This window comes from Stenotrophomonas sp. STEN014 (genome assembly GCF_056760315.1).
In genome coordinates this window covers 1-22660 of record NZ_JBRREN010000010.1, presented here as the reverse complement: position 1 = coordinate 22660, position 22660 = coordinate 1, and the positions used below count along the sequence as shown (strand labels likewise).

At 58.8% G+C, this 22660-nt stretch carries 19 protein-coding genes and 2 tRNA genes; 18 read left to right on the top strand and 3 right to left on the bottom strand.

Features of this window, described 5'->3' with window-relative positions; all coding sequences use genetic code 11:
* Positions 1–13: 13 nt before the first annotated feature.
* Genes ACVOMC_RS13305 through ACVOMC_RS13295 form a run of 3 tightly spaced genes read left to right on the top strand, consistent with a single transcriptional unit; the run spans position 14 to position 4533 of the window.
* The gene (locus tag ACVOMC_RS13305) at positions 14–541 is read left to right on the top strand and encodes a pilus assembly PilX family protein (protein WP_481524326.1); all 528 of its coding nucleotides are present in this window, start codon (positions 14–16) and stop codon (positions 539–541) included.
* Between the two features lie 12 nt (positions 542–553).
* Entirely contained in the window at positions 554–4111 is a 3558-nt protein-coding gene (locus tag ACVOMC_RS13300) for a pilus assembly protein (RefSeq protein WP_481524325.1), read from the top strand.
* Between the two features lie 14 nt (positions 4112–4125).
* On the top strand, positions 4126–4533 hold the full coding sequence (locus ACVOMC_RS13295) for a type IV pilin protein (protein ID WP_481524414.1): 408 nt from the start codon (positions 4126–4128) through the stop codon (positions 4531–4533).
* Between the two features lie 94 nt (positions 4534–4627).
* Here ACVOMC_RS13295 and ACVOMC_RS13290 read toward each other — a convergent pair.
* Both ACVOMC_RS13290 and ACVOMC_RS13285 read right to left on the bottom strand, forming a co-directional pair.
* Positions 4628–4704: transfer RNA gene (locus ACVOMC_RS13290), tRNA-Asn, on the bottom strand.
* Between the two features lie 66 nt (positions 4705–4770).
* Positions 4771–5328: a GspH/FimT family pseudopilin gene (locus tag ACVOMC_RS13285; protein WP_481524324.1), complete on the bottom strand. Its 558-nt coding sequence runs from the start codon at positions 5326–5328 to the stop codon at positions 4771–4773.
* Between the two features lie 162 nt (positions 5329–5490).
* Between ACVOMC_RS13285 and uvrB the strand changes: the two genes are divergently transcribed.
* A complete protein-coding gene (gene uvrB, locus ACVOMC_RS13280) occupies positions 5491–7506 on the top strand; it encodes an excinuclease ABC subunit UvrB (RefSeq protein ID WP_481524323.1) in 2016 nt (671 codons plus the stop codon).
* Positions 7507–7603: 97 nt separating this feature from the next.
* Positions 7604–7678, top strand: a tRNA-Val gene (locus ACVOMC_RS13275).
* On the opposite strand, the gene ACVOMC_RS13270 is transcribed toward ACVOMC_RS13275, so the two are convergent.
* The gene (locus tag ACVOMC_RS13270) at positions 7679–8041 is read right to left on the bottom strand and encodes a hypothetical protein (protein WP_481524322.1); all 363 of its coding nucleotides are present in this window, start codon (positions 8039–8041) and stop codon (positions 7679–7681) included.
* 301 nt (positions 8042–8342) lie between these two features.
* Here ACVOMC_RS13270 and ACVOMC_RS13265 point away from each other — a divergent pair, with 301 nt between their 5' ends.
* The 13 genes from ACVOMC_RS13265 to ACVOMC_RS13205 all read left to right on the top strand — a co-directional run bounded on the left by ACVOMC_RS13265 (position 8343) and on the right by ACVOMC_RS13205 (position 22011).
* The gene (locus ACVOMC_RS13265) at positions 8343–10016 is read left to right on the top strand and encodes a type IV secretory system conjugative DNA transfer family protein (protein ID WP_481524321.1); all 1674 of its coding nucleotides are present in this window, start codon (positions 8343–8345) and stop codon (positions 10014–10016) included.
* A 454-nt stretch (positions 10017–10470) separates the two neighbouring features.
* Positions 10471–10872, top strand: coding sequence for a TcpQ domain-containing protein (locus ACVOMC_RS13260; RefSeq protein ID WP_481524413.1), 402 nt, complete (start codon positions 10471–10473; stop codon positions 10870–10872).
* Between the two features lie 86 nt (positions 10873–10958).
* Positions 10959–11978 carry a VirB8 family type IV secretion system protein gene (locus ACVOMC_RS13255; protein WP_054656782.1) on the top strand — a complete coding sequence of 340 codons (1020 nt, stop codon included), beginning with the start codon at positions 10959–10961 and terminating at the stop codon, positions 11976–11978.
* Positions 11975–12751: a TrbG/VirB9 family P-type conjugative transfer protein gene (locus ACVOMC_RS13250; RefSeq protein WP_481524320.1), complete on the top strand. Its 777-nt coding sequence runs from the start codon at positions 11975–11977 to the stop codon at positions 12749–12751. The genes ACVOMC_RS13255 and ACVOMC_RS13250 overlap by 4 nt, the downstream gene beginning before the upstream one ends.
* The gene (locus ACVOMC_RS13245; protein WP_054656784.1) at positions 12748–13998 is read left to right on the top strand and encodes a TrbI/VirB10 family protein; all 1251 of its coding nucleotides are present in this window, start codon (positions 12748–12750) and stop codon (positions 13996–13998) included. The genes ACVOMC_RS13250 and ACVOMC_RS13245 overlap by 4 nt, the downstream gene beginning before the upstream one ends.
* A 15-nt stretch (positions 13999–14013) precedes the next feature.
* Positions 14014–15072 carry a P-type DNA transfer ATPase VirB11 gene (virB11, locus tag ACVOMC_RS13240; RefSeq protein ID WP_054656785.1) on the top strand — a complete coding sequence of 353 codons (1059 nt, stop codon included), beginning with the start codon at positions 14014–14016 and terminating at the stop codon, positions 15070–15072.
* Positions 15073–15160: 88 nt separating this feature from the next.
* Entirely contained in the window at positions 15161–16099 is a 939-nt protein-coding gene (locus ACVOMC_RS13235) for a lytic transglycosylase domain-containing protein (protein ID WP_054656786.1), read from the top strand.
* 73 nt (positions 16100–16172) lie between these two features.
* Entirely contained in the window at positions 16173–16565 is a 393-nt protein-coding gene (locus ACVOMC_RS13230; protein WP_054656787.1) for a TrbC/VirB2 family protein, read from the top strand.
* Positions 16558–16878 carry a VirB3 family type IV secretion system protein gene (locus tag ACVOMC_RS13225; RefSeq protein WP_083468347.1) on the top strand — a complete coding sequence of 107 codons (321 nt, stop codon included), beginning with the start codon at positions 16558–16560 and terminating at the stop codon, positions 16876–16878. The genes ACVOMC_RS13230 and ACVOMC_RS13225 overlap by 8 nt, the downstream gene beginning before the upstream one ends.
* A gap of 81 nt (positions 16879–16959) precedes the next feature.
* Complete coding sequence (locus ACVOMC_RS13220; RefSeq protein ID WP_481524319.1) at positions 16960–19407, top strand: VirB4 family type IV secretion/conjugal transfer ATPase; 2448 nt, start codon at positions 16960–16962, stop codon at positions 19405–19407.
* Positions 19408–19478: 71 nt separating this feature from the next.
* Positions 19479–20258 carry a hypothetical protein gene (locus tag ACVOMC_RS13215; RefSeq protein WP_481524318.1) on the top strand — a complete coding sequence of 260 codons (780 nt, stop codon included), beginning with the start codon at positions 19479–19481 and terminating at the stop codon, positions 20256–20258.
* 79 nt (positions 20259–20337) lie between these two features.
* Entirely contained in the window at positions 20338–21495 is a 1158-nt protein-coding gene (locus ACVOMC_RS13210; RefSeq protein WP_481524317.1) for a TrbL/VirB6 family protein, read from the top strand.
* Between the two features lie 12 nt (positions 21496–21507).
* The gene (locus ACVOMC_RS13205) at positions 21508–22011 is read left to right on the top strand and encodes a DUF4189 domain-containing protein (RefSeq protein ID WP_089153116.1); all 504 of its coding nucleotides are present in this window, start codon (positions 21508–21510) and stop codon (positions 22009–22011) included.
* Positions 22012–22660 lie beyond the last annotated feature (649 nt).

Here is a 22660-nt window from a genome sequence, read left to right as displayed (position 1 = left end):
CCGGAATATGGGTGTGAGTGCGTCTGCCCAGTCGGGCGCCGCCCTGATGGTGGTGTTGATGCTGCTGGTGATTATCACCCTGCTAGGTCTGGCTTCGATGCGCGGTGCGATCATGCAGGAACGCATGGCCGCCAATACTGTCGCCCGGAGTCGAGCCTTCCAGGTGGCGGAAGCGGGGCTGAGGCAGGCGGAGATCGTTGTGCGTGATGGCAATGTCACTTTCCCGTCTTCCGGGTGCGCGGCCGGGCGTTGTGCCATGCCCATGCCTGATGCGGAACCGGCTTGGGCAGAAGCGGGTTTTTGGGAAGACGGCGGCCAGTTCCAGGAGGGAACGCCAGTGGGCAGTGGAAGTGCCGGACTCACTCCACGCTTTGTGATCGAAGATTTCGGAACGTCGGTGAACGGGGGCGGTGCGTCAGACTGCATTGATGTTTCCAAGCCCTGTATCACCACTGCGGAACAGAGCGTCTACCGAATTACAGCTTACGCAGCCACGCCCAATGGCGGCGAGGTCGTTGTCCAATCGATGTATCGTCGCTGATCGGGGCGTGCTATGAAATCCAATAATTGCCAAGAAAATATTCTCGCCGCCCGCGTCCGGACGGCTATCGCCGCAATGGCTATGTCGATGGTTGCCGCAGCATCCGCGCAGGCGGCGCCGACGTCCTTTCCCCAGTATCCGCTGCTGACCGGCGGTGAAGCCATACCGCCGAATATCATGCTGATCCTTGACGATTCTGGGTCGATGGAGGCGGTTCATATGCCCACCGATCGCTACTCTTTGAGTGATCTCGTGCGAGACAGGTCCTATATAAACAACACGCTTTACTACAATCCTGATCGGGATTACAAGCCGTGGCGGAAGGCGAGTGTTGATTTGGATGATCGGTTTGGTAATGCAAACTTCCGTTCCGTTTCAAGTTCAACAACGTCCGTAAGCAACGGCGGTTTTGATCTTCGCGATCAGGCGGAATCGTATTTCTACATACCCAAGGCGGGGGTTTCCAATCCAGGGACTAATTCGTCGAATTACGATAAATATCGGATCGCGAGTTCTTCTTCTGCCAACAGCTACAACGGCGGTGTGGTTCAGAAGCAGGTCTCGCGGACGGACGTGATCTTGAGTGGTACGGTTTCGCTCGCAAATAGAGGGAGTTCCGCCTGTTTCGCGATTCCTGTCGATGGTGTGGATACTGTGACTCTTCAGGTGTCGGGAAGTAGGAATGCGGATCTTTATGTTTTTTCAAATAGTAGTTGCGCTAACAACTCGCAGCTGAATAGCGATACTAGCAACAACAATACTAAGAGCTTGTCTGTCAACGTCTCTTCGAGATCGTGGATTTATCTGCAGATCCGAAACGCTTCGAATAGTAATATTTCAAACATAAGCTACTCGGCCTCTGTCTATAGGGAGTGGGAGGACGCCACCCCCGCACGTACCGTGAAAGATAAAGATGGCAATGTGCTTCCGCCTCGGGCACAGGCTGATGAGCTGCAGAATTTTGCCAACTGGTACCACTATCATCGGTCGCGGAACAAGATGGCCAAGGCGGGGGCCTCTGAGGCATTCGGGCGTCTTGGGAAAAATTATCGTGTCGGGTTCGACACCATCTGGAACAGGCGTAATGGGAATACTGTTTCTGTAAGGGGCAGTGTGCCCGCGTTTCCAATTCCCACAGCCACCAACGATGGGCTGTTCGAGAGCGCTAATCGCAGTAATTTCTACGACAGCCTGCAAGCGGCTACCGCGAGTGGCAATACGCCACTTCATGGTGCTTTGCAGCGTGCCGGACGCTACTTCCAGACAGATGCGCCGTGGAAGGACAGTAGTGGAAACATGTTGAGTTGCCGCCAGAATTACGCCCTGCTGACCACCGATGGCTATTGGAACCAGGCGGATTCTGCCGGCGGTTATAGTCCCGCGGTTGGGAATTCGGATCTGGGAAGCAAGCATGGCGATGCGGTCGCCGATACATTGGCCGACGTCGCCTATGAATTCTGGAAAAAGGATCTGCGGGCGGATCTTGGAGATAATGTAAGGCCGACGGGTGCTGATCCGGCGACTTGGCAGCATATGGTCACCTTTGGCATTTCGATCGGCTTGCAGGGTACGTTGGATCCCAATCAGGAACCGCCGGCGGCGGGTAGGTGGCCAAATCCGATTACCAATTCCGGTGCAGCCCGTATCGACGATCTTTGGCATGCCAGTCTGAACGGTCACGGCAGTTTTGTTGTTGCTACAGATACAGATAAGTTCGCGGCAGCGTTGACTGCCGCGCTCAGTGCGATCGACTCGCGTAGTGCATCTGGATCGAACATCGCATCTAGCTCGACCAAAACGGAGTCATCCACCTTGACGTTCGTCGCGGGATTTACTTCGGTAAGCTGGATTGGTGACTTGATTGCAAGCCCATTCAATGCCGCTCTCACCGGGGTGTCAGATACGCCGCTTTGGGCGTTGTCCAAGACGTTCGGCGCAGGGGGGGTGAATAGCGGCTTCGCAGACCGGACGGTCTTGACCAGCTTTGGCGGTACTGCCCAGCAGTTCACGAGCAGTATGCCCTCTGCTGGCGTTTTCGCCCGTAGCGGCACTGCGGATGCGGTTTCCGCAGCTGACAATATCGATTATCTGCGCGGCGACCAGAGCAGGGAGGAGGGGCGCGTGGGTGGAGTATTGCGCAAGCGCGCATATCCGCTTGGCGATATCGTCGACTCCTCGCCCAGCTATGTTGAGGATACCAATACCGTTTACGTAGGGGCCAATGACGGCATGCTGCACGGTATCCGGGCCACGGATGGGAAGGTGCTGTTCTCCTATGTTCCGAAAGGATTGGATTTTGAGGCCATGGCTGGCCTGAGTGCTCCTTCCTACGAACACCGCTATTTCGTTGACGGCCAGATGGATGTGATCAGTCGCGTCAACCAGGGAAGTGGGCGGAACATCCTCGTTGGTGCTTTGGGGCGTGGTGGGCGAGGTGTATTCGCGCTGAATGTCACCAATCCCGCCTCCATGGGTGCCTCGAATGTTCTGTGGGATGACACGTTCCAGACTCCCGCGTCCGGAGCCGATCCGGACAGGGATATGGGCTATGTGTTTGGTGCGGTGCGCATCCGTAAAGGAAATGGGGGAAAGACATACGCGCTGGTGCCGAATGGTATCGATAGCCCGAATGGCTCCGCTACGTTGTATGCCTACGAGTTGGCTGCCAACGGCGCGGTTACCCGGAAGCACACACTTATTGCCGACGCTGGTACCGGAAACGGGCTGATGTCCACGGGCATGGCGGATTTCAACGGCGACGGCTTGATCGATGTCGTATACGGCGGGGATCTGAAGGGCAATGTCTGGCGCTGGGATTTCGAGGGCACCAACCCGGGTGCGGCTGTGAAGCTGTTCCAAGCCAAGGACGCAGGGGGCAACCCGCAGCCGATCACCGGAGGTCTTGCCGTTGGTCGCGATACGTCCGGGCAGGTGTTCGTGGGATTTGGCACCGGCAAATTCATTTCCAACGGCGATGTACCCGCTCCCGGTATTACTTCCCAGACCCAGAGCATTTACGGGATCATCGACACCGGTGCGACTATTGCTGCGCGCAGCCAGCTTGAGGCACGCACGATTCCGTTTTCTGGAAAAACAGCCAAGGGCGAGGATGCCCGCGGGTTCGAGAACTACTCTGTGCTTCCGTCCAGCAAGCAGGGCTGGTATATCGACCTGCCAGTACCTGAGCGCGTGACCTCAGCGCCCACGGTATACGGATCGGCGATGTATCTGGCGTCTGTGATTCCGGCAACGGGAGCCGATTGCTCGGGCGCAGCGGGTAGTGGGTTTGTAAATGCGCTGAATCTTTTCACCGGCACCAGTCCCAAGTCGGGAGGCTATTTCACCGATCAGACGGGTCTGAAGGACAAGGATGGCAACCCTGGCGTGATTGGTTCGGTAGGTATCAGTGGCGGCATGCCGACCGAGGTCAATGTGACCAGCTCGTTGGCAACGGTGGGTACCGGCCAAGGACCCAGTGACCTGAGCAGCGGTACGTCGAGCTCGGGTATCAATCCTCCGACTGGTGGGCGGCCGAGCCGCATCAGTTGGCGTGAGATCGTGGCGCAATGAGGGAGAGTGTGAAGATGCGCAGGGAAAAAGGGTTTACGTTGATCGAGCTGATGGTCGTGGTGGCGGTGCTGGGCATTCTTGCCGCCATCGCCCTTCCCAGTTATACGCAACATATGGTGAAAGCCCGGCGTGTAGCAGGGGCGACATGCCTGATGGAAATGGCGCAGTTCATGGAGCGCCATTACACGACCAACATGTCTTACACCGGGGCGGTGTTGCCCAACACCGCTTGTATACAGGAAGTGTCGGACCATTATGTGATCCAGGCGCCGGCTATCGCGGCTACCAGCTATACGCTTACTGCTACGCCAACGGGCACGCAAGCTTCAAAAGACACCTTGTGCGAGACGCTCAGCATCAATCAGGCCGGAGTGCGAAGCGTCACTGGAAGTGCAGGCAGCAACGTGAGCAAGTGTTTCTGATCAACAGGCCGGCCCGCAGGTGTGGGCCGGCCTTCTTGATTTCTCTGGGAACGGGCATAAAAAAAACCTGCCGTGAGGCAGGTTTTTTTTTATCTGGCGCCCGAAGTTGGACTCGAACCAACGACCCCCTGATTAACAGTCAAGTGCTCTAACCGGCTGAGCTATTCGGGCGAGGCGCACATTGTATTGATGTGCGCACTTGGGCGCAAGGGTGAATTTCACGCGCGATGATCGTGGTCAGGTGCAAGGTGCAGGCGAACTGGATCTGGCGAGCCGTATGCGGCCCGTATTGTTGATGATGATCTGGATCGACTGGCGGTTGTCGATGCAGGTTGTGATGGTGAGATTGCTGCCGGCGCTCCTCCCGTCGGGAAGATAGCGGGCCTGGTTGCGGCCGGCCGACGAGGTGATACGGATGTCGTTGTCCGGGCTTCTTGTCTCGGTAGCAACTATGTGACTTGGGTGGTCCGGTCTTCTGTTGCCATCGGAGTCCATGAACACCAGCCAGCCCGCTGTCCAGTCAGGCGTGGTGTGGCAGGTGCTTCCATTGGTGGAAGGGCAGGTCGCAACGATCGAGCGATGGGTGACTGCCCGACTCCTTGCCAGGTTCAGGTGCGCAACCAACAGGTTGTTGGCGGCGATGCCGCGCTGTCGTTTCAGCAGCTCGCTGAACGAAGGTGCAGCCAGCGCCAGGGTGGTGGCGATGATGGAGGTGGTGACCAGAAGTTCGATCAGGGTGACGCCGTTGGAGCAGATGTACTGGGGCTGATGCCTGGGGCGCGGTGCTCTGGCCATGCTTCCTCCTGTGCCCGGTCCGGATGAAGAGAAGTGGCTATCGTTGTTCGAGACAAGGGCGCGCGTTATCAGACAGATGCAGTACGAGTGGTAGGGAAGCTGCCCGGCCAGTTGTCATCCGGTGGCTCGCTATAATCGGCAAGTCCCGTTGTTGAAGCTGCCATGACCGACCGTTTCCAGCTTGTCTCCCCTTACTCGCCCGCAGGTGATCAGCCGGCCGCGATTGAAAAGCTCGTCGCCAACTTCGAGGCGGGGATCGCCAAGCAGACGCTGCTGGGGGTCACCGGTTCGGGCAAGACCTACACCATCGCCAATGTCGTGCAGCAGGTGCAGCGGCCGACCCTGGTGATGGCACCCAACAAGACCCTGGCAGCGCAGCTGTACGGCGAGTTCAAGGCGTTCTTCCCGCATAACGCGGTGGAGTACTTCGTCAGCTACTACGACTACTATCAGCCCGAAGCCTATGTGCCGTCGTCGGACACCTTCATCGAGAAGGACAGCTCGATCAACGAGCACATCGAGCAGATGCGGCTGGCGGCGACCAAGACTCTGCTGTCGCGGCCGGACGCGATTGTGGTCGCCACCGTGTCGGCGATCTATGGCCTCGGCGCGCCGGAAGACTATCTGTCGTTGCGGCTGATCCTGTCCACGGGCGAGCGTATCGATCAGCGTGATCTGATCAAGCATCTCACCCAGCTGCAGTACACCCGCAACGAATACGAGCTGCAGCGCGGCACCTTCCGTGTGCGCGGTGAGGTGATCGATGTGTTTCCCGCGGAGCTGGACAGCGAGGCGTTGCGCATCGAGCTGTTCGATGGCGAGATCGAGCGGCTCGGCATGTTCGATCCACTCACCGGCGAAAGTCTGCGCAAGCTGCAGCGCTACACGATCTATCCGAAGACGCATTACGCGACCACGCGTGAGCGGGTGCTGGCGGCGGTCGAGACCATCAAGGTCGAGTTGAAGGAGCGTCTGGAGCAGCTGTATGCGCAGAACAAGCTGGTGGAGGCGCAGCGGTTGGCGCAGCGCACCCAGTTCGATCTGGAAATGATGGCCGAGGTCGGCTACTGCAACGGCATCGAGAACTACTCGCGGCACCTCACCGGCAAGGCGCCGGGCGAGCCGCCGCCGACTTTGTTCGATTACCTGCCGGCCGATGCGCTACTGGTGATCGACGAATCGCATGTGACCATTCCGCAGATCGGAGCGATGTACAAGGGTGATCGCTCGCGCAAGGAGACGCTGGTGGAGTTCGGCTTCCGTCTGCCGTCTGCGCTGGACAACCGCCCCCTGCGTTTCGAGGAATGGGAGGCGCGCTCGCCGCGCAGCATCTATGTGTCGGCCACGCCCGGGCCGTACGAGCTGCGCGAATCCGGCGAGGAAATCACCGAGCTGGTGGTTCGGCCGACGGGGCTGGTGGATCCACCGGTCGAGATCCGGCCGGTGGGCACGCAGGTTGATGATCTGATGTCCGAGTGCAATGCGCGGATCAAGATGGGCGATCGCGTGCTGGTCACCACGCTGACCAAGCGCATGGCGGAGAACCTGACCGAGTACCTGGGCGAGCACGGCATCCGCGTGCGCTACCTGCACTCGGATGTGGACACGGTGGAGCGTGTGGAGATCATCCGTGACCTGCGTCTGGGCAAGTTCGACGTGCTGGTCGGCATCAACCTGTTGCGCGAGGGCCTGGATATGCCAGAGGTATCGCTGGTGGCGATTCTGGATGCGGACAAGGAGGGCTTCCTGCGTTCAACCGGCTCGTTGATCCAGACCATTGGCCGCGCGGCGCGCAACGTACGTGGCAAGGCCATCCTGTATGCGGACAAGATCACCCGTTCGATGCAGGCGGCCATTGATGAGACCGACCGGCGTCGGCAGAAACAGGTCGAGTACAACGAGGCCCATGGCATCGTGCCCAAATCGGTGGCGCGTGCCATCGTGGATATCCTCGAGGGGGCGCATGAGGAGTCCTCGCCCAAGTCCAGTGCCAAGGGCAAGGGACGGCGTGTGGCCGAGCCGGAGGCCGACTATCTGCCGATGGAGCCGGCCACGCTGGCCGCGCGGATCAAGGAGCTGGAGCAGCAGATGTACCAGCATGCGCGTGACCTGGAGTTCGAGGATGCGGCCCGTGTGCGCGACAAGATCCATCGTCTGAAAGAAGCCAATCTGGGCTGATCGCAGGCAATGTGAAAATTTTTTGGAAAAACTATTGTCCTTCCCGGATTGCAGGGTTAAGATACGCGCCCTCGCAACGACAAATTGTTGCTGAGAAGGGCGGTTAGCTCAGCGGTAGAGCACTACCTTGACATGGTAGGGGTCACAGGTTCGAACCCTGTACCGCCCACCACTAAGTACCTTGGATTGCAGGGAACAGTGGATAAGAAAAAAGCCGGCCCAGTGCCGGTTTTTTTGTTGTCGCGGGCCGGGCTGCAGATTGCTCCTCGGCATCGCCAGCATACGGCTCTTTGCCGCGGTGCCCATGTTCCTTCGTCGAGCGGCTGTCAGGATCGGGGGTGGGGGGGCTCTGACCTTGGGGGTCAGGATGCTCGGTACCCGTGCGGATGGGGTGTTCTACTTTCGTATCGTCCCCATGCGGTTCCCGGACGTCTGTTTTCTTCTTTTGGGCAGCCATCATGTATGCCGGCGTTTCCTGCCAAGCATCCATTACCTGTTGCGCTTGAAAGCCGGTTCGTCGGCCTTTCACCTTCATTGCGTCGCCCCGTCCCGGCACGCGGGTAGGTGCTTTACGTCTTCTGCTTGACCTGCATATCCGGGTTCCGGAGTTGTGGACTGCATCTCGTCTGCCGGGCGGTCAGGCCTTCCATACTGGAGCACGCCTTGACCGGCGTGCGAGGCGTCCTGCGGTCTAGGCGGTGGTATTGGTGAACGTGATGGCCTCCGTGTCACCGCACGGTATCCCCGAACATACGGTAACCGTGTGTTGCGCATGACCTGTGCGTTGCCGGGATCGTAAAAAATCTAGACAGGTCTTATGGAATGGAGATCGGGATTTGACCAGGAACAAATGGATTGCTCTGGCCTTCACTATCGTCCTGTTCGGCGTAGCCGGCTACATGGTGTCCGGGTATGTCGTGCTGTTGTTGCTCAAGGCCGATACCGCGAATTTCGGTGTGCTGACCTACAAGCAATATCTCAACGCCTTGAGCGTGCCGCAATGGGCGCCGTACGCCGCCAGGATAAGGCTTGCCGGCTACATCGGATTTGGTGTCTGTGGTGCCTTGTGGGTCGCAACGGTCCTGATGCTGCTCCGTCCGCGCAAGCGCTCCCTGCATGGAGATGCACGGTTTGCCAGTGCATCGGACCTGGCCGCGCAGGGCATGTTCAAATCCGGCGGCACCGGACTGATCGTCGGTAAATTCGGGGGCAGGATTGTGCGTCTGCCGGGGCAGCAGTTTGCGATCCTGGCGGCGCCAACGCGTTCGGGAAAAGGCGTTGGCATCGTGGTTCCCAATCTGCTGGACTACGAGCAGTCCGTGGTGGTGCTGGACATCAAGCAGGAGAATTTCGATCTGACCAGTGGCTGGCGGGCAAGCCAAGGGCAGGAGGTATATCTGTTCAATCCGTTTGCCGAGGATCGCCGCACCCATCGCTGGAACCCGCTGACCTATGTTTCAGCCGATCCTGTGTTCCGGGTATCGGATCTGATGAGCATCGCGGCGATGTTGTATCCAGATGGCTCCGATGATCAGAAATTCTGGATCAGCCAGGCCCGCAATGCGTTCATGGCGTTCGCCTTGTACCTGTTCGAGAACCGCGATGACGAGCGGCGTTCCGGCTTTCCAGGCGCCAGCGGGGTTCCGACACTCGGCGCTATCTATCGGCTGTCTTCCGGTGACGGTACCGATCTCAAGCCCTACTTGAAAGGACTGGCGGCACGGCCGTTCCTCAGTGCTAATACGCGCTCGGCGTTCTCGAACCTGCTGTCCCAGGCGGACGAGACATTCGCCTCGATCATGGGAACGTTCAAGGAGCCGCTCAATGTCTGGATCAATCCGGTTCTTGATGCGGCCACCAGTGCGGATGACTTCCTGCTGACGGATCTGCGCAAGAAGAAGATGACGATCTACATAGGCATCCAGCCCAACAAGCTGGCTGAGAGCCGATTGATCGTGAATCTGCTTTTCAGCCAGATCATCAACCTCAACACCAAGGAACTGCCCCGGAGCAATCCGGAGCTCAAGTATCAGTGCCTGCTGTTGATGGATGAGTTCACTGCCATCGGGCGTGTGGACATCATTGCTTCCGCGGTGGCGTACATGGCGGGCTACAACCTCCGTCTGCTGCCGATCATCCAGTCCATGGCACAGCTGGATGCAACGTATGGCAAGGACGTATCGCGCACCATCATCACCAACCACGCGCTGCAGATTCTGTACGCCCCGCGTGAACAGCAGGATGCCAATGACTACTCCGAGATGCTTGGCTACACCACGGTGCGCCGTAAAAACGTCACCAAAGGCCGCGAGACCAGTCATAGCATCAGTGAAGAACGCCGGGCGCTGATGCTGCCACAGGAGCTGAAAGCCATGGGGTCGGAGGCGCAGGTATTTCTGTATGAGGGCATTGCCAACCCGGTGAAGTGCGAAAAAATCCGCTATTACCAGGATCGCTACTTCACATCCCGTCTATTGCCCCGGGTGATTGCGCCGGTACTGACGCTCTGAAGCGGAGTTTTCCTACGCTCGCGTACAGCGTCGGCGGCTTGTCTGGGGTGATCATCTTGAAACTGTGCGCCAGTCGATTGACGTTCATCTTCCCGGAAGGCAGATTCTGTTCAACCGCAAGACGGCGGGTGACATAAAACCGTCGTGCGGTTCTGCTGGATGCTCTGGGGGAGTGATGAGGCAGGGAAGTCCGGGGCCATGCCGCCTGTTGAATATTTTTCCCGTGATACGGAGATCACCTTTTCGTATGCACACCCGTCTTGGCCTGCCGGAATCATCCCTGGTCCGCTGTCCGTAGATGACTTGAAGTTGATTGCCCTGCGATTCCCTGGGAAGGATCCGTCGCGCCTTTTCCCTTGTAGTTCGATCTTTCCATCCGCGCTGGCGAATGGGTAACGAGGTGAATGTGAAGCGTCTTCTTCAGAATATTTTTGTGCTGACAGCGACAGGTCTGATGCTGGCGGGCTGTGGCACGACCCCTGCCCGGGATTTTGGCGGGCGCTGGCAACCGGTGAACCGTTTCGCCAGTACGACGCAGGAGATCCCGCTTTACAGCAGCTATGTGTACCAGGCGACGCCAATGGACGGCACGCTCAAGGCCATGCTTGAGCGTTGGGCCAAGGATGCGGGAATGACCTTGGATTATCGGCTCAGCTCCGATTACACCTTGCATGGCGCGGTCTCGAGGATCGGTACTACCAATCCACACGAGGCCATGACTGACGTCACTGCGGCCTATGCGATGCATGGGGTGTCTGTTTCGATCGTGGGTAACAGCATCGTGGTGCAAACCGCGACCCAAGGGGCTGCACCGGTCGCGTCGACGGCGGGTGGGCCGCTTCATAACGGAAGCTGACGCGGCACTGCAAGCAGCGAACCCGGTGTGCCCACGCGTCGCGTACAGCGTATACCTCTTGATGGCCATGCAACACGGATGAATCCATGTTCGGTAGAAAGGATGCAGGCAGCAGTCAGAAGGTCGATCACGCAGTGGCCAAGGCCGTCAGCTACGAGTTGACTGTTGCCGATATGGCACGACGCAGCGAGCGTCGCGCCTGGCGGGTGGCGAGCGTCTCGTTGCTGATGTCATTGGCACTGGTCGGCGGCTATTACTACATGCTGCCGTTGAAGGAAAAAGTGCCCTTCCTGGTGATGGCCGATGCCTACACCGGCACTGCCACCGTAGCCCGGCTGAGCGGCACCTTCCAGGGTGAAACCATTACCGCCCATGAAGCGATCAATCGCAGCAATGTGGCCCAGTATGTATTGGCGCGCGAGTCGTTCGATTCGGCGGTCATGGGACTGCGGGACTGGGACCTAGTGTTCACCATGTCGTCCGAACCGGTGGCTGCCACGCAGCGGCAACGCTATGCGAACAATAATCCGCAGAACCCGGTTTACGTATACGGCGTCAACAAGGCGATACGGATCAAGATCCTGAGCATCACCCCGTTGGGTGCCGAACCCGATGGTGGCTTCCGAGGCGCTTCGGTACGCATCCAGCGTAGCCTGCTGGACAAGAACACGGGTGTTGCGCAATTTCTCGACAACCAGCTGGTCACGATGCGGTTTGAGTATCGCACTGATCTGGCGCTGTCCGAACACGACCGCGTACTGAATCCGCTCGCTTTTCAGGTGACCGAATACCGGGTTGACAACGACTACGCGCGCGGTGTGCCGGTACCGGATGACGCGGCGATGGCTCCTTCATCCCTGCAGGCGTCGATGCACGCCAATTACGATCCGACCTCTTCCGAGGCAGCCACCCTGATCGATCCGGCTGCGGGTCAGCCGGGTTCCCTGCCGGCTCAACCCGCGCCGGGCCACTCCATGCCCCAGGGAGCCGCCGGGCAAGTCATGCCAGGGATGGTGCTGCCAGGCCACGTCGCACCACCGCAATCGGAGCGGCCGCGTGGCCAAGGAATTTCCACCGGAACTGCTGAGGGAGTTGGCAACCGATGAGTAGTGCAAGAGTTTGGTGGACCATCCTGGTCCTGTTGCCGATGTTGGCCGGGTTCAGTGCTCCGGTTGCAGCGCAGGCGGTGCACCAGTACGAATACGAGAAGGACCGCATCTATCCGGTCCGTACCGGATTGGGGCTGACGACACAGATCGAACTCAGTCCCCACGAGAAGATCCTCGACTACAGCACCGGTTTCAGCAATGGCTGGGAGCTGACGCGTCGTGAGAGCGTGTTCTATCTGAAGCCTAAAAATATCGATGTCGACACCAACATGATGGTGCGCACCGAAACCCATTCCTACATCTTCGAATTGAAGGTGGTCGCGACCGACTGGCGCCAGCTTGAACAGGCGCGGCGGGCCGGCGTGCAGTACAAGATCACCTTCAACTATCCCGGCGGCACCGAGTTCAGTGCGGCCCGGCAAGCTGTTGAGGAAGAGCTCCAGCCGCTGGTGAGTGCGGAGCTGGCCAAGGACCGTCACTACAATTTCGATTACGCGTATTCCACACGTGGCGCGAAGAAAATGGGTTGGCTGATTCCAGTCAATGCCTATGACGATGGACGCTTCACCTACCTGAGGCTGCCTGTGTCGCCGCAGTATAAAACCGGTATTTTCCCCGCGGTGTTTGGTCGCGAGACCGAACATGGCGAGGATTTTGTCGTCAACACCACGGTCGAGGGCAATGCGCTGATCGTGCACGGAACCTATCCCTACCTGGTGATCCGTCATGGTGACAGCGTGGTGGGCTTGCGAAGGAACGTGAAGAAATGAGCCAGCACACTATCCCCGGCAATGCGGCGGACAATGCGCGCGATCAGGGCGGCGAGAGCGCACCGGAAGTCATCGATTCAACCTCGAGCAATCCCTATTACGGTAGGGCATACGCCGAGTCAGCCCCGGATCTTGACGCCGCCGCACCGAAGTTGCGCTCGGCCGAAGAGCAGCGCTTGAATCGCAAGGCGCTGTTTTTTCTGGGCAGCATTGTGGTGCTGCTCATTTCCATGGGCTTCCTGCTGCTGCGCAAATCCAGGGATGATCAGCAGTTGCCGGCCAAGGTCAATGAGACGGCGCGCGTATCCACGCCGGAACTGCCGACCGCGCCGCCGTTGGAACAGCAGGTGCAGGCCGCTCCCATTCCAATGTTGCCGCCGTTGCCACCGCAGGAGTTGCCGCGCGCGCCGGCAATGTTCGCTGCCCCGTCTGCGATACACGACTCCAGCAGTGGCCCGAGCCTGATGGACCGGCGTATGGGATCGGTCGGGGGCATGGGCAGTGGCGATGGGCAGGGTGCTAACGGCGGTGCGTCCGCGGGGATGGACGACTACACGCGCGCGATGCTGGCGCAACTACCCGGCAACCAGCCGCCACAAGAGGCCAAAGTGCGTCGCGGCCCGGACGTGGAAGATGTTTCCAGTGCCAGTTTCCTCCGTAGTCCGGATGCGCTGCTCGTACGTGGTACGTACCTGCGCTGCGTACTTGAAACCCGCATCATCACCGATGTGCCAGGTTTCACCTCCTGCCTCCTGACCGAGCCGGTGTATTCCATCAATGGCCGCAGCCTGCTGTTGCCAAAGGGCTCGAAAATCTACGGCGCCTATGGCGGTGGTCCCAGCGGAGAGCGTGTCGCGGTGGTATGGGACCGCATCACCACTCCCAATGGTATCGACGTGGCCATGTCCAGTCCGGGGGTTGACCAGCTCGGTGGAGCCGGTCACCCGGGCCAGTACAGCGCACACTGGGGCAGCCGCATCACCTCCGCGCTGATGATCAGTCTGCTTGCCGATGCCTTCAAATATGCCGCTGCCGAACATGGCCCGGAATCGACAACGATCACCAACAGCGGCCTGGCCATCCAGTCACCTTATGAAAGTGCCACGGCACGCACCATGGAGCGACTGGCCAATGAGGCGCTGAGTCAGCGTCGGCCACCCACTGTCACCATCAACCAGGGTGTTGTGGTCAGTGTCTACGTGGCCAAGGACGTCGATTTCAGCGACGTGCTGCCCATGCGCCGCTGACGTCAGGGATCGATCATGGATGTCGAAGTGACGCCGATTGCTGATGTTTCCAGTGAATTCCTCAGATACCAGTACGAGGTCTTGGGCATCGACCAGTACATGGCTTCGTCCGAGGTGACGGAAATCTGCATAAACCGTCCGGGCGAGGTGTATCTGGAGACGCGTGAGGGATGGCAACGTGTGGAGGTTCCCACGCTGAGCTTTGAGCGTGCGCGCCAGTTCTGCACCGCCGTGGTCAACGAAAGCAATACCGGACAGCGCATCACCGACACCGATCCGGTGGTGTCATTGACGTTCCCCACCGGCCAGCGCGCCCAGTTCGTGATCCCGCCGGCCTGCGACGCCGGCAAGGTTTCCATCACCATCCGGTTGCCGTCCCGGCACACCAAGACGTTGCAGCAATACCAGCAGGAAGGATTTTTCGACCAGATCCTGGACCAGGGTTCGACATTGAACGAGCAGGATCGTGAGTTGCTCGAACTGCGCCACGCGCGCAATTACGCCGAGTTCTTCCGGCGTGCCGTGCTGTATCGCAAGAACATCGTGGTCTCAGGGGCGACCGGCAGCGGCAAGACCACGTTCATGAAATCGCTGGTCAACCATATTCCCGCCACTGAGCGCCTGGTGACGATCGAGGATGCGCGCGAACTGTTCATCAGCCAGCCCAATGTCGTCCATCTGCTGTACTCCAAGGGCGGGCAGAGTGCCAGCAATGTCACTGCCAAGAGCTGTATGGAGGCCTGCCTGCGCATGAAGCCCGAACGCATCATCCTGGCCGAATTGCGCGGCGATGAAGCGTTCTACTTCATCCGCAACTGTGCATCGGGCCATCCCGGCTCGATCACCAGCTGCCACGCGGGCAGTCCGGAGCAGACCTGGGACCAGCTCGCATTGATGGTCAAGGCGTCGGTGGAAGGCTCTGGACTGGAGTTTTCGGTGATCAAGCGCTTGTTGATGATGACCATCGACGTCGTCGTGCATATCAAAGCCCACGCCGGCAGCCGCTACATCACCGGCATCGACTTCAACCCTGAACGTGCATTTTCCCAGGCCGAAGTGAGCGCTCCGATATGACTTGCCAGAAGATGTGCTGCGTTGTCGCAACGGGTCGTGCCGCACGCTACTGCCAGGCGCAGTTCGTAGTCAGCGGGAGGGGGCGCTGATGCTGCCGGGTATGGAAATGCTGGCGTGTCCGGAAATGGCCGTGCCGATGGATGTGATGAGGCACGTGGTCGAGGTTGAATCCTCGCGTAACCCGTATGCCATCGGCGTGGTTGGCGGGGTGTTGGCGCGCCAGCCGCGGCAGTTGGACGAGGCCCTCGCGACCGTAAGGATGCTCGAACAACAGGGCTACAACTTCTCGGTCGGCCTGGCCCAGGTGAATCGCTACAACCTGGCCAAATACGGGCTGGATTCCTATGAAAAGGCCTTCCAGCGCTGTCCCAATCTGCAGGCCGGCTCACGCATCCTGGCCGAGTGCCACAGGCGCTCAGGCAACGACTGGGGCAAGTCCTTCAGCTGCTACTACTCGGGAAATTTCACCACCGGCTTTCGGCACGGCTATGTGCAGAAGGTGTTTGCGTCCATTGCCGGTGAACGCGTAGGTGGCGGAGCCACGGCAGTGGGAGTCACCCCGATCAATGTGGTCAGTCGGCAGTCGCAGCGGCGGCGGGGCGATATTTCCCGTCATCCGCGAGGTACCGGAGAAGCGAGCGACGTGGTCAGTGCACGGGTTGCGTCTCCATCAGCGGCAGCGGCAGCGGCGCTGGCAGATGGTCAGGCCGCCGGCACAGATCCTGACCGCGCCTACGAGAGGTATCCGTCTACCGGCGCAATGGTGCGTGGCGGGCTGGCTCGCGCCGGCGATGTCGCGTTGTCGCGGGGAGTGCTGGAGGCGATGGACCCTGTGGTGCAGCAGCCGGTATCTATCGCACAGCCTTCTTCCGCTCCGCCGGCAGCAGCGCAGCTGCCGGGTGCTCCGGTGCTGTTGCGACCGTGGAGCGCGCGGAATCCATCGCAGGCGGAACCGGCGCAGACCGATCCGGCCACGGCGATGCCTGCCGCCAATATTCCCGTGGGGGATTCAGCCTTCGTGTTCTGACGAAGTTGTGGCACGGCCAGCCACACGGTATGGCCGATTCAGTTGTTTTGGACCATCGACAAGGAAATCATCAATGAAGCGTACTTCTCTCGATTCCGCCAACGTCCAGCGCACGCTGAAGACCCTGCTGATGGCAATGGTCTTCGCTGGTGTGGTCTTTGTGCCGGACGTATTTGCCCAGGCAACCAATTTTGGAGGCGCTGACAAGAAGGTCTGCGGCTTCTTCAACAACATCAACGGCCTGCTCAACCTGGCCTCCATCGCCGTGGTGACTATCGCGGTGATCTTCGCCGGCTATCAGATTGCCTTCGCCCATAAGCGCATTGCCGATGTGGCGCCGATCCTGATCGGGGGCCTACTGATCGGCGCGGCCGGCCAGATCGCCAAGATGCTGCTGGGCGACAGCAGTGGCACCTGTGCCGCCACCACCATGCTGATCGACGTGGTCCAGCATTACCGTGCATAAGAATGTGCTGTTCCGGGGGTGTACGCGCCCGCCCATGTTTCTGGGCGTGCCGTACGTCCCCTTCTTTCTGGTGGCCGGTGGCCTGCTGCTGTTGGGCATGTATTTCAACATGTGGCTGCTGCTGTTGATTCCGCTCGCCATTTTTGTGATGCGGCATATGGCCAAGCGTGACGAAATGATTTTCCGGCTGATTGGTCTACGCCTGCATTTCAAATTCAAGGCGCGCAATCTGCAGCAGCACGATGGCATGTGGGTGTTTTCGCCCAACCACTATCGCAACAGACCACCGCCGTCATCCTCCGGTGACAGGTAACAAACCGTGCAGGCGACCCCTTCGTCGCCTGCACGGTGCGGCAGGTAGACCCCTTTCGCGGTACCTCAACGGAAGCCGTTCATGTTCAGCCCCGACACCTCCATCAGTGAATTCATCCCCCTCTCGTCGCACGTGGCGCCGACGGTCGTAAAGACCACAGGCGGGGATTTTCTGCTGACGTGGCATCTGCAGGGGCTGCCCTTCGTAGGCCGTGAGGATTGGGAACTGGAGCACCGCCACAACACCTTCAACCGGTTGTTGCAGACCCTGCGTGCCCCCGATTTCGTCAACGTGGCGTTCTGGGTGCACGACATCCGCCGTCGGCGCCAGCTCACCTCGCGAAGCCGGTTCGGCCAGCGTTTTAACCAGGAAGTGTGCGACCAGTACATGGACATGCTTTCGGCGCAGCGGATCATGCAGAACGAGTTGTACCTGACGATGCTGTACCGCCCGGTGGTGGCGGGCAAGCGGCTGATGGACAAGTCCTCGGACGTCGTCAAGCTGCAGGCCGAACAGGATCAGGCGGTTGCCACACTGCTGGAAATGGCGGGCAACGTCGAGGCGGTCATCCGTGATTACGCGCCGTACCGCATGGGTATGTATGAAGCGAAAAACGGCCAGGTATTCTCCGAAACCCTGGAGTTCTTCGGCTACCTGCTCAATCGCATCGACGAGCCGGTGCCGGTGCTGTCGGCCCCGGTCAAAGACTACCTGCCGGTCAGCCGCCACATGTTCTCGGCCAAGACAGGTGATTTTGTGGTCAGTACGCCCCACGGCATCAACCACTTCGGCGCCATTCTCAACATCAAGGAATATGCCGATGGGACGTATCCCGGAGTACTCAATGGACTGAAGTATCTCGATTTCGAGTATGTCATCACCCATTCGTTCAGTCCGATGGGGCGGCAGGATGCGCTCAAGGTGCTGGACCGCACCAAGGGCATGATGATTTCCTCCGGTGACAAGGCGGTAAGTCAGATCATCGAGTTGGACCAGGCGATGGATCAGCTGTCATCGGGCAACTTCGTGCTGGGCGAATACCATTTCATCATCGCGGTCTATGCCGACAGCCAGGAAAAGCTTTCCCACAACATTGCCGCGACCCGCGCCGAACTGTCCAATGCCGGTTTCGTGTCAACCAAAGAGGACCTCGCGGTCACCTCGGCGTTCTATTCACAGTTACCCGCCAACTGGCGCTATCGCACCCGCTTGGCCAACGTCAGCTCGCTGAATTTCCTCGGGCTGTCGCCGCTGCACAACTTCGCCACCGGCAAGCCGCACAACAACCCCTGGGGCGATTGCGTGACCACGCTGCAGACCACCAACGGGCAGCCGTACTACTTCAATTTCCATGCCACGCATCCTTCGGAGAATTCGCTCGGCGAGAAGGCCATTGCCAACACCATGGTCATTGGCAAGTCCGGCACCGGCAAGACGGCGCTGATCAACTTCCTGCTCAGCCAGGTGCAGAAGTACGAACCGTCGCCGACCATCTTCTTCTTCGACAAGGACCGCGGCGCCGAGATCTTTGTGCGCGCCTGTGGCGGCAACTATCTGGCGCTTGAGAACGGGGCATCGACCGGATTCAACCCTTTCCAGTGCGAGAACACCGAAAGCAACGTGCAGTTCCTGGCCGACCTGATCAAAGTGCTGGCCGGCAAGCGCGAATACAGCGCCCGCGAGGAAGATGACATCTACCGCGCGGTGGCGAGCATGCTCGACACGCCGATGCACCTGCGCAGCATGACCAACTTCCAGAAAAGCCTGCCCAACATGGGCGATGACGGCCTGTACGCACGCCTGCGCCGCTGGACATCGGGCAACTCACTGGGCTGGGTGTTCGACAACCCGGTCGATACCGTGGACCTGGGCAAGGCCAGCATCATCGGTTTCGACTACACCGACATCATCGACAATCCTGAAGTGCGTGTACCGGTCATCAATTACCTGTTGCATCGCTTGGAATCGCTGATCGATGGGCGCCCGCTGATCTACGTTATGGACGAGTTCTGGAAGATCCTCGATGGCGAGGGAGGGCTGAAGGAATTCGCCAAGAACAAGCAGAAGACCATCCGTAAACAGAATGGGCTGGGCATCTTCGCCACCCAGAGTCCGGAAGATGCGCTCAAAAGCGACATCGCCGCCGCGCTGATCGAGCAGACCGCTACGCTGATCCTGCTGCCCAATCCCAATGCCAGTCGCTCGGACTATATCGACGGACTGAAACTGACCGAAGCCGAATTCAAAGTGGTCACCGCTTTGGATGAGCGCTCACGCTGCTTTCTGGTCAAACAGGGCCATGCCGCCAGTGTGTGTCAGCTCAATCTGCGCGGTATGGATGACATCCTCTCGGTTATTTCCGCCTCCACCGACAACATCGAGGTGATGCATCGCGTCCTGCTGGATGCCGCGGAACGGGAGAACGTGGCAAAAGCTGACCTCAGTCCCGAGCAGTGGCTGGACGAGTTCTACAAGAGGCGAAAAGGCTCAGGGAAAGCACCGTCGCTCCGGAGCGAGGCCGTAATTTGATTCATTGCGGAATTTCAGAAACCCATGATCAGAAGATCGCTGTTTTGGAGAGCGCCATGAAACGATCGGGAATGAGTAATTCGAATCTTCAATCGCATCGCAGCGGAGCGGCAATGATTTTTGGGGTCGCGCTGGCACTTGGGGCTGTCACCGCCCATTCGCAACAGGCCGTTGTGGAAGTGGGTCCTAGTTTTGGGCAGCAAATTTTAAATCAGATCAATACCTACCGTGCCCAGATCCAGCAAGCGGCCCAGTACATCAAAGACAACACTCAATGGGCTACCGATTGGGCACAGACATTACGGGAATACCAAGAGGCGTTGGTGACGGTACAGGGCATCATCAATTCGTTCGGATTGCCTGATGCGGCGCCGCTGACGCCGGTGGCTCCCAACTACCTGGTCGCTGAGACCTGTGGCAAGGATGCGGATCTGAAGGGCTGGTTGAGCTCAGTCGTGTTCGGCTCCGGCGGTGACTGGAAAAGCCAGCAGACCCAGATTTGCGTGAACATTCGCATGATGCAGAACCGAAAATATAATGAATCGGTGGATTTCATGCTTACTACCGCCCCGTCGTTCCTCAACAGTCTTGACCGGATTGCCAGCCTGCGCCTTCTGAGCAACAGGCGTGGCGACATGGACGCGGTCGTAAACGATTCGCTGCGTACCGCCAACGAAATCAATGCGGCGGCCAAAAATTTCGAGGCGCGCATGAAGTCCTATGACGCCTACATCGAGGTCATGGAGGCCAACCAGAAGCTGATTGCGCATAGGGCGATGAAAGGCCCGTCGTCGTTGGCCGGTGATCTGGTCAAGACGGCCGCACTGAAGACGGCGCTGAGCATCGACTGAGAGCTCAGCGGATGAGCCGGGACATCGTCAGCAGTGGCGACGAAAAGCGGTCTGATGGAACTAATCAGGAATGACAGGAATGAATGTCCGATCGATTGAGAGCTTTGATTTAACCGGCGGGTTGCAGGACCTGCTGGGCCATGCCATACGCATGCAGTCGATCGGGGATTTTGCGTTTTTCCGATTCATCCTGACTTACCTGCGTAAGCGCATCGATGCGTTCAGCATCGAGCTGCTCGGCAATATGATGGCCTGGGTAGGCGGCATCGCACTGACCTTGATGACGCTCTGGGTGTTGCTTCAAGGCTTCCGGATCGTCACCGGGCAAAGCCGCGACTCGATGATGGTTCTTGTCACCAATATGGCGCGGGCTGCATTTATCGTGAGTGTGGCTACCAGCATGGCCATGTTCGGCGGCAGTCTGAAGCAGTTTATAACCAAGGACGTAAGAGACGAGATCACCTGGGTTGTAACCGGCAAGAACGAGTCGCCGGAAGAACAGATCGACAAGAGCCTGGCTTGGATGCAGGTGGCGCTCTCAAGCGTCGATGCGATCAAGGTGCTGGACGATGACAATCTGCGCGACGACAAGAACCGGGCATTGTTGGCCATCGGTCTGGGCACCGGTGGGCCTGCGGTGACTGCCGGGTCGATGTTGTTGCTATATGAGGTGGCGATCGCGCTCTTCATCGGCTTGGGGCCGCTTTTCATCCTGTGTTTGCTGTTCGATCAGACCAAGCAGCTGTTCCAGCGCTGGCTCTTCTATGGACTGGGGACGATGTTCTCGATGGCGGTCTTGGCCGCGATGGTGTCGATCGCACTCGACATGGTCATTCGCGTGTCCGCCGCGTTCTGGACCAGTGCACTGGTCGACAAGTACCTGTTGGATGTGGCGACTGGTGGTGGTTTGAGCAGCCAAGCGATGCAGCAGGGCGGCATGGGGCTGATCCTCACCACATTGATCCTGACCGCCCCCCCGATGGCCGCCATGTTTTTCCAAGGAACGTTGGGAAGTTTCATGGCGTATTCGCAGATAGGTGGTGGTGCGGCTGGTACGCCGAGTGCCGATGGTCGTCCGCCGGGTAGCTATACGCCATCTTCGCCGAATAAGGCACACGCAGATGATGGAGGGCGCCGTGAAGCTGACGGCGGAAGCAGGATGATTCTACCCCAGAATAATGCAGCGGTAGCTCCGGAAACGGGGCTCCGGGCCGCACCTCGCAATACTGGAAACTGAAGGAGATTTAGCATGTTTTCTATATCGCGTGCGTTTTTCTTTATCCTTCTGCTGTTGGTATCAGTCGCGACATATGCGGAAGGACCATGTCCGCCTGGGCAGTATCCGGTCGGAGGGCAGGGGGTGCTTGGTTGTGCTCCAATTCCGAGTGGAGCATCAGGCGCAGTCGGGCCAAGGGCCACAGGGCGCTGGATCAAAACGTGGGGAGTGATTTCAGTCTCCCGTAGCGGCGATATGGGGGCTTCAGTGGGTCAAAGGTCTAAGAGAACAGCTATATCTGAAGCTCAGCAGCGTTGCGCGACCTATGGTGCGAAGGATTGCAGTGTGTTCGCTAGTTATAAGAACCAGTGCATTGCGTACGGAATAGCCCAAGGAGGGCGAAAAATTAGATCGAATACGGCGGCTACAAAAGAGGTGGCCGTCCAGCGTGTTCAGGAAATGTGCGCGAAGGATGGATTGGTGGAATGCGAAATAAAGTACACAGATTGCTCTGAACCTATTTTCGAAAAATTTTAAACAGTTGGCAGCGTGATTTTTGATTATTGCTGAGTAGTGGGCTGTATTTTATTTGGTCTTATTTTAGTGAGTTTGTTTTCTATCGTTAGCTGTCTATTGGTGTTCCTTTCTCCGATCTGCTGAGGTTATTGCTCAAATTGTAGCAGTTCCACGGTGCCAGTGGCGATACCTTTGATATTTCAGTGGTGTGGTGGTTGTTGTCCGTTGCATTCTGGATCGGCGAAATTTTCGGAGATTTCCGATTGGATGTGGCGACTGGTGGTGGTTTGAGCAGCCAAGCGATGCAGCAGGGCGGTATGGGGCTGATCCTCATCACATTGATCCTGACCGCACCCCCGATGGCCGCCATGTTTTTCCAAGGAACTTTGGGAGGTTTCATGGCGTATTCGCAGATTGGCGGTGCGGCAGGAGCGCAGCCCGGCCCGCAGGGGCAGCCACCGGGCTCTTACTTGCATCAAGCTCCTGAAAATAACCGTGGCAGTAGTGGAGGAGGCGGCAGTGGTGCCGCTGACATTTCGCGGGCATCAATGCCCATTTCCTCTCCCGCCTCTACTGGGGGGGGGGGGGGGGGGGGGGGGGGGGGGGGGGGGGGGGGGGGGGGGGGGAGTATTGGGGGGGGTGTGGGGGGGGGGGGGGTTTTGTGTTTTTT

Excerpts from the sequence above, each read along its gene's own strand:
- ACVOMC_RS13300 (WP_481524325.1), top strand. The coding sequence starts at position 554 with ATGAAATCCAATAATTGCCAAGAAAATATTCTCGCCGCCCGCGTCCGG.
- ACVOMC_RS13295 (WP_481524414.1), top strand. The coding sequence starts at position 4,126 with ATGCGCAGGGAAAAAGGGTTTACGTTGATCGAGCTGATGGTCGTGGTG.
- ACVOMC_RS13285 (WP_481524324.1), bottom strand. The coding sequence starts at position 5,328 with ATGGCCAGAGCACCGCGCCCCAGGCATCAGCCCCAGTACATCTGCTCC.
- uvrB (WP_481524323.1), top strand. The coding sequence starts at position 5,491 with ATGACCGACCGTTTCCAGCTTGTCTCCCCTTACTCGCCCGCAGGTGAT.
- ACVOMC_RS13270 (WP_481524322.1), bottom strand. The coding sequence starts at position 8,041 with ATGAAGGTGAAAGGCCGACGAACCGGCTTTCAAGCGCAACAGGTAATG.
- ACVOMC_RS13260 (WP_481524413.1), top strand. The coding sequence starts at position 10,471 with ATGCTGGCGGGCTGTGGCACGACCCCTGCCCGGGATTTTGGCGGGCGC.
- ACVOMC_RS13255 (WP_054656782.1), top strand. The coding sequence starts at position 10,959 with ATGTTCGGTAGAAAGGATGCAGGCAGCAGTCAGAAGGTCGATCACGCA.
- ACVOMC_RS13250 (WP_481524320.1), top strand. The coding sequence starts at position 11,975 with ATGAGTAGTGCAAGAGTTTGGTGGACCATCCTGGTCCTGTTGCCGATG.
- ACVOMC_RS13245 (WP_054656784.1), top strand. The coding sequence starts at position 12,748 with ATGAGCCAGCACACTATCCCCGGCAATGCGGCGGACAATGCGCGCGAT.
- virB11 (WP_054656785.1), top strand. The coding sequence starts at position 14,014 with ATGGATGTCGAAGTGACGCCGATTGCTGATGTTTCCAGTGAATTCCTC.
- ACVOMC_RS13235 (WP_054656786.1), top strand. The coding sequence starts at position 15,161 with ATGCTGCCGGGTATGGAAATGCTGGCGTGTCCGGAAATGGCCGTGCCG.
- ACVOMC_RS13230 (WP_054656787.1), top strand. The coding sequence starts at position 16,173 with ATGAAGCGTACTTCTCTCGATTCCGCCAACGTCCAGCGCACGCTGAAG.
- ACVOMC_RS13220 (WP_481524319.1), top strand. The coding sequence starts at position 16,960 with ATGTTCAGCCCCGACACCTCCATCAGTGAATTCATCCCCCTCTCGTCG.
- ACVOMC_RS13215 (WP_481524318.1), top strand. The coding sequence starts at position 19,479 with ATGAGTAATTCGAATCTTCAATCGCATCGCAGCGGAGCGGCAATGATT.
- ACVOMC_RS13210 (WP_481524317.1), top strand. The coding sequence starts at position 20,338 with ATGAATGTCCGATCGATTGAGAGCTTTGATTTAACCGGCGGGTTGCAG.
- ACVOMC_RS13205 (WP_089153116.1), top strand. The coding sequence starts at position 21,508 with ATGTTTTCTATATCGCGTGCGTTTTTCTTTATCCTTCTGCTGTTGGTA.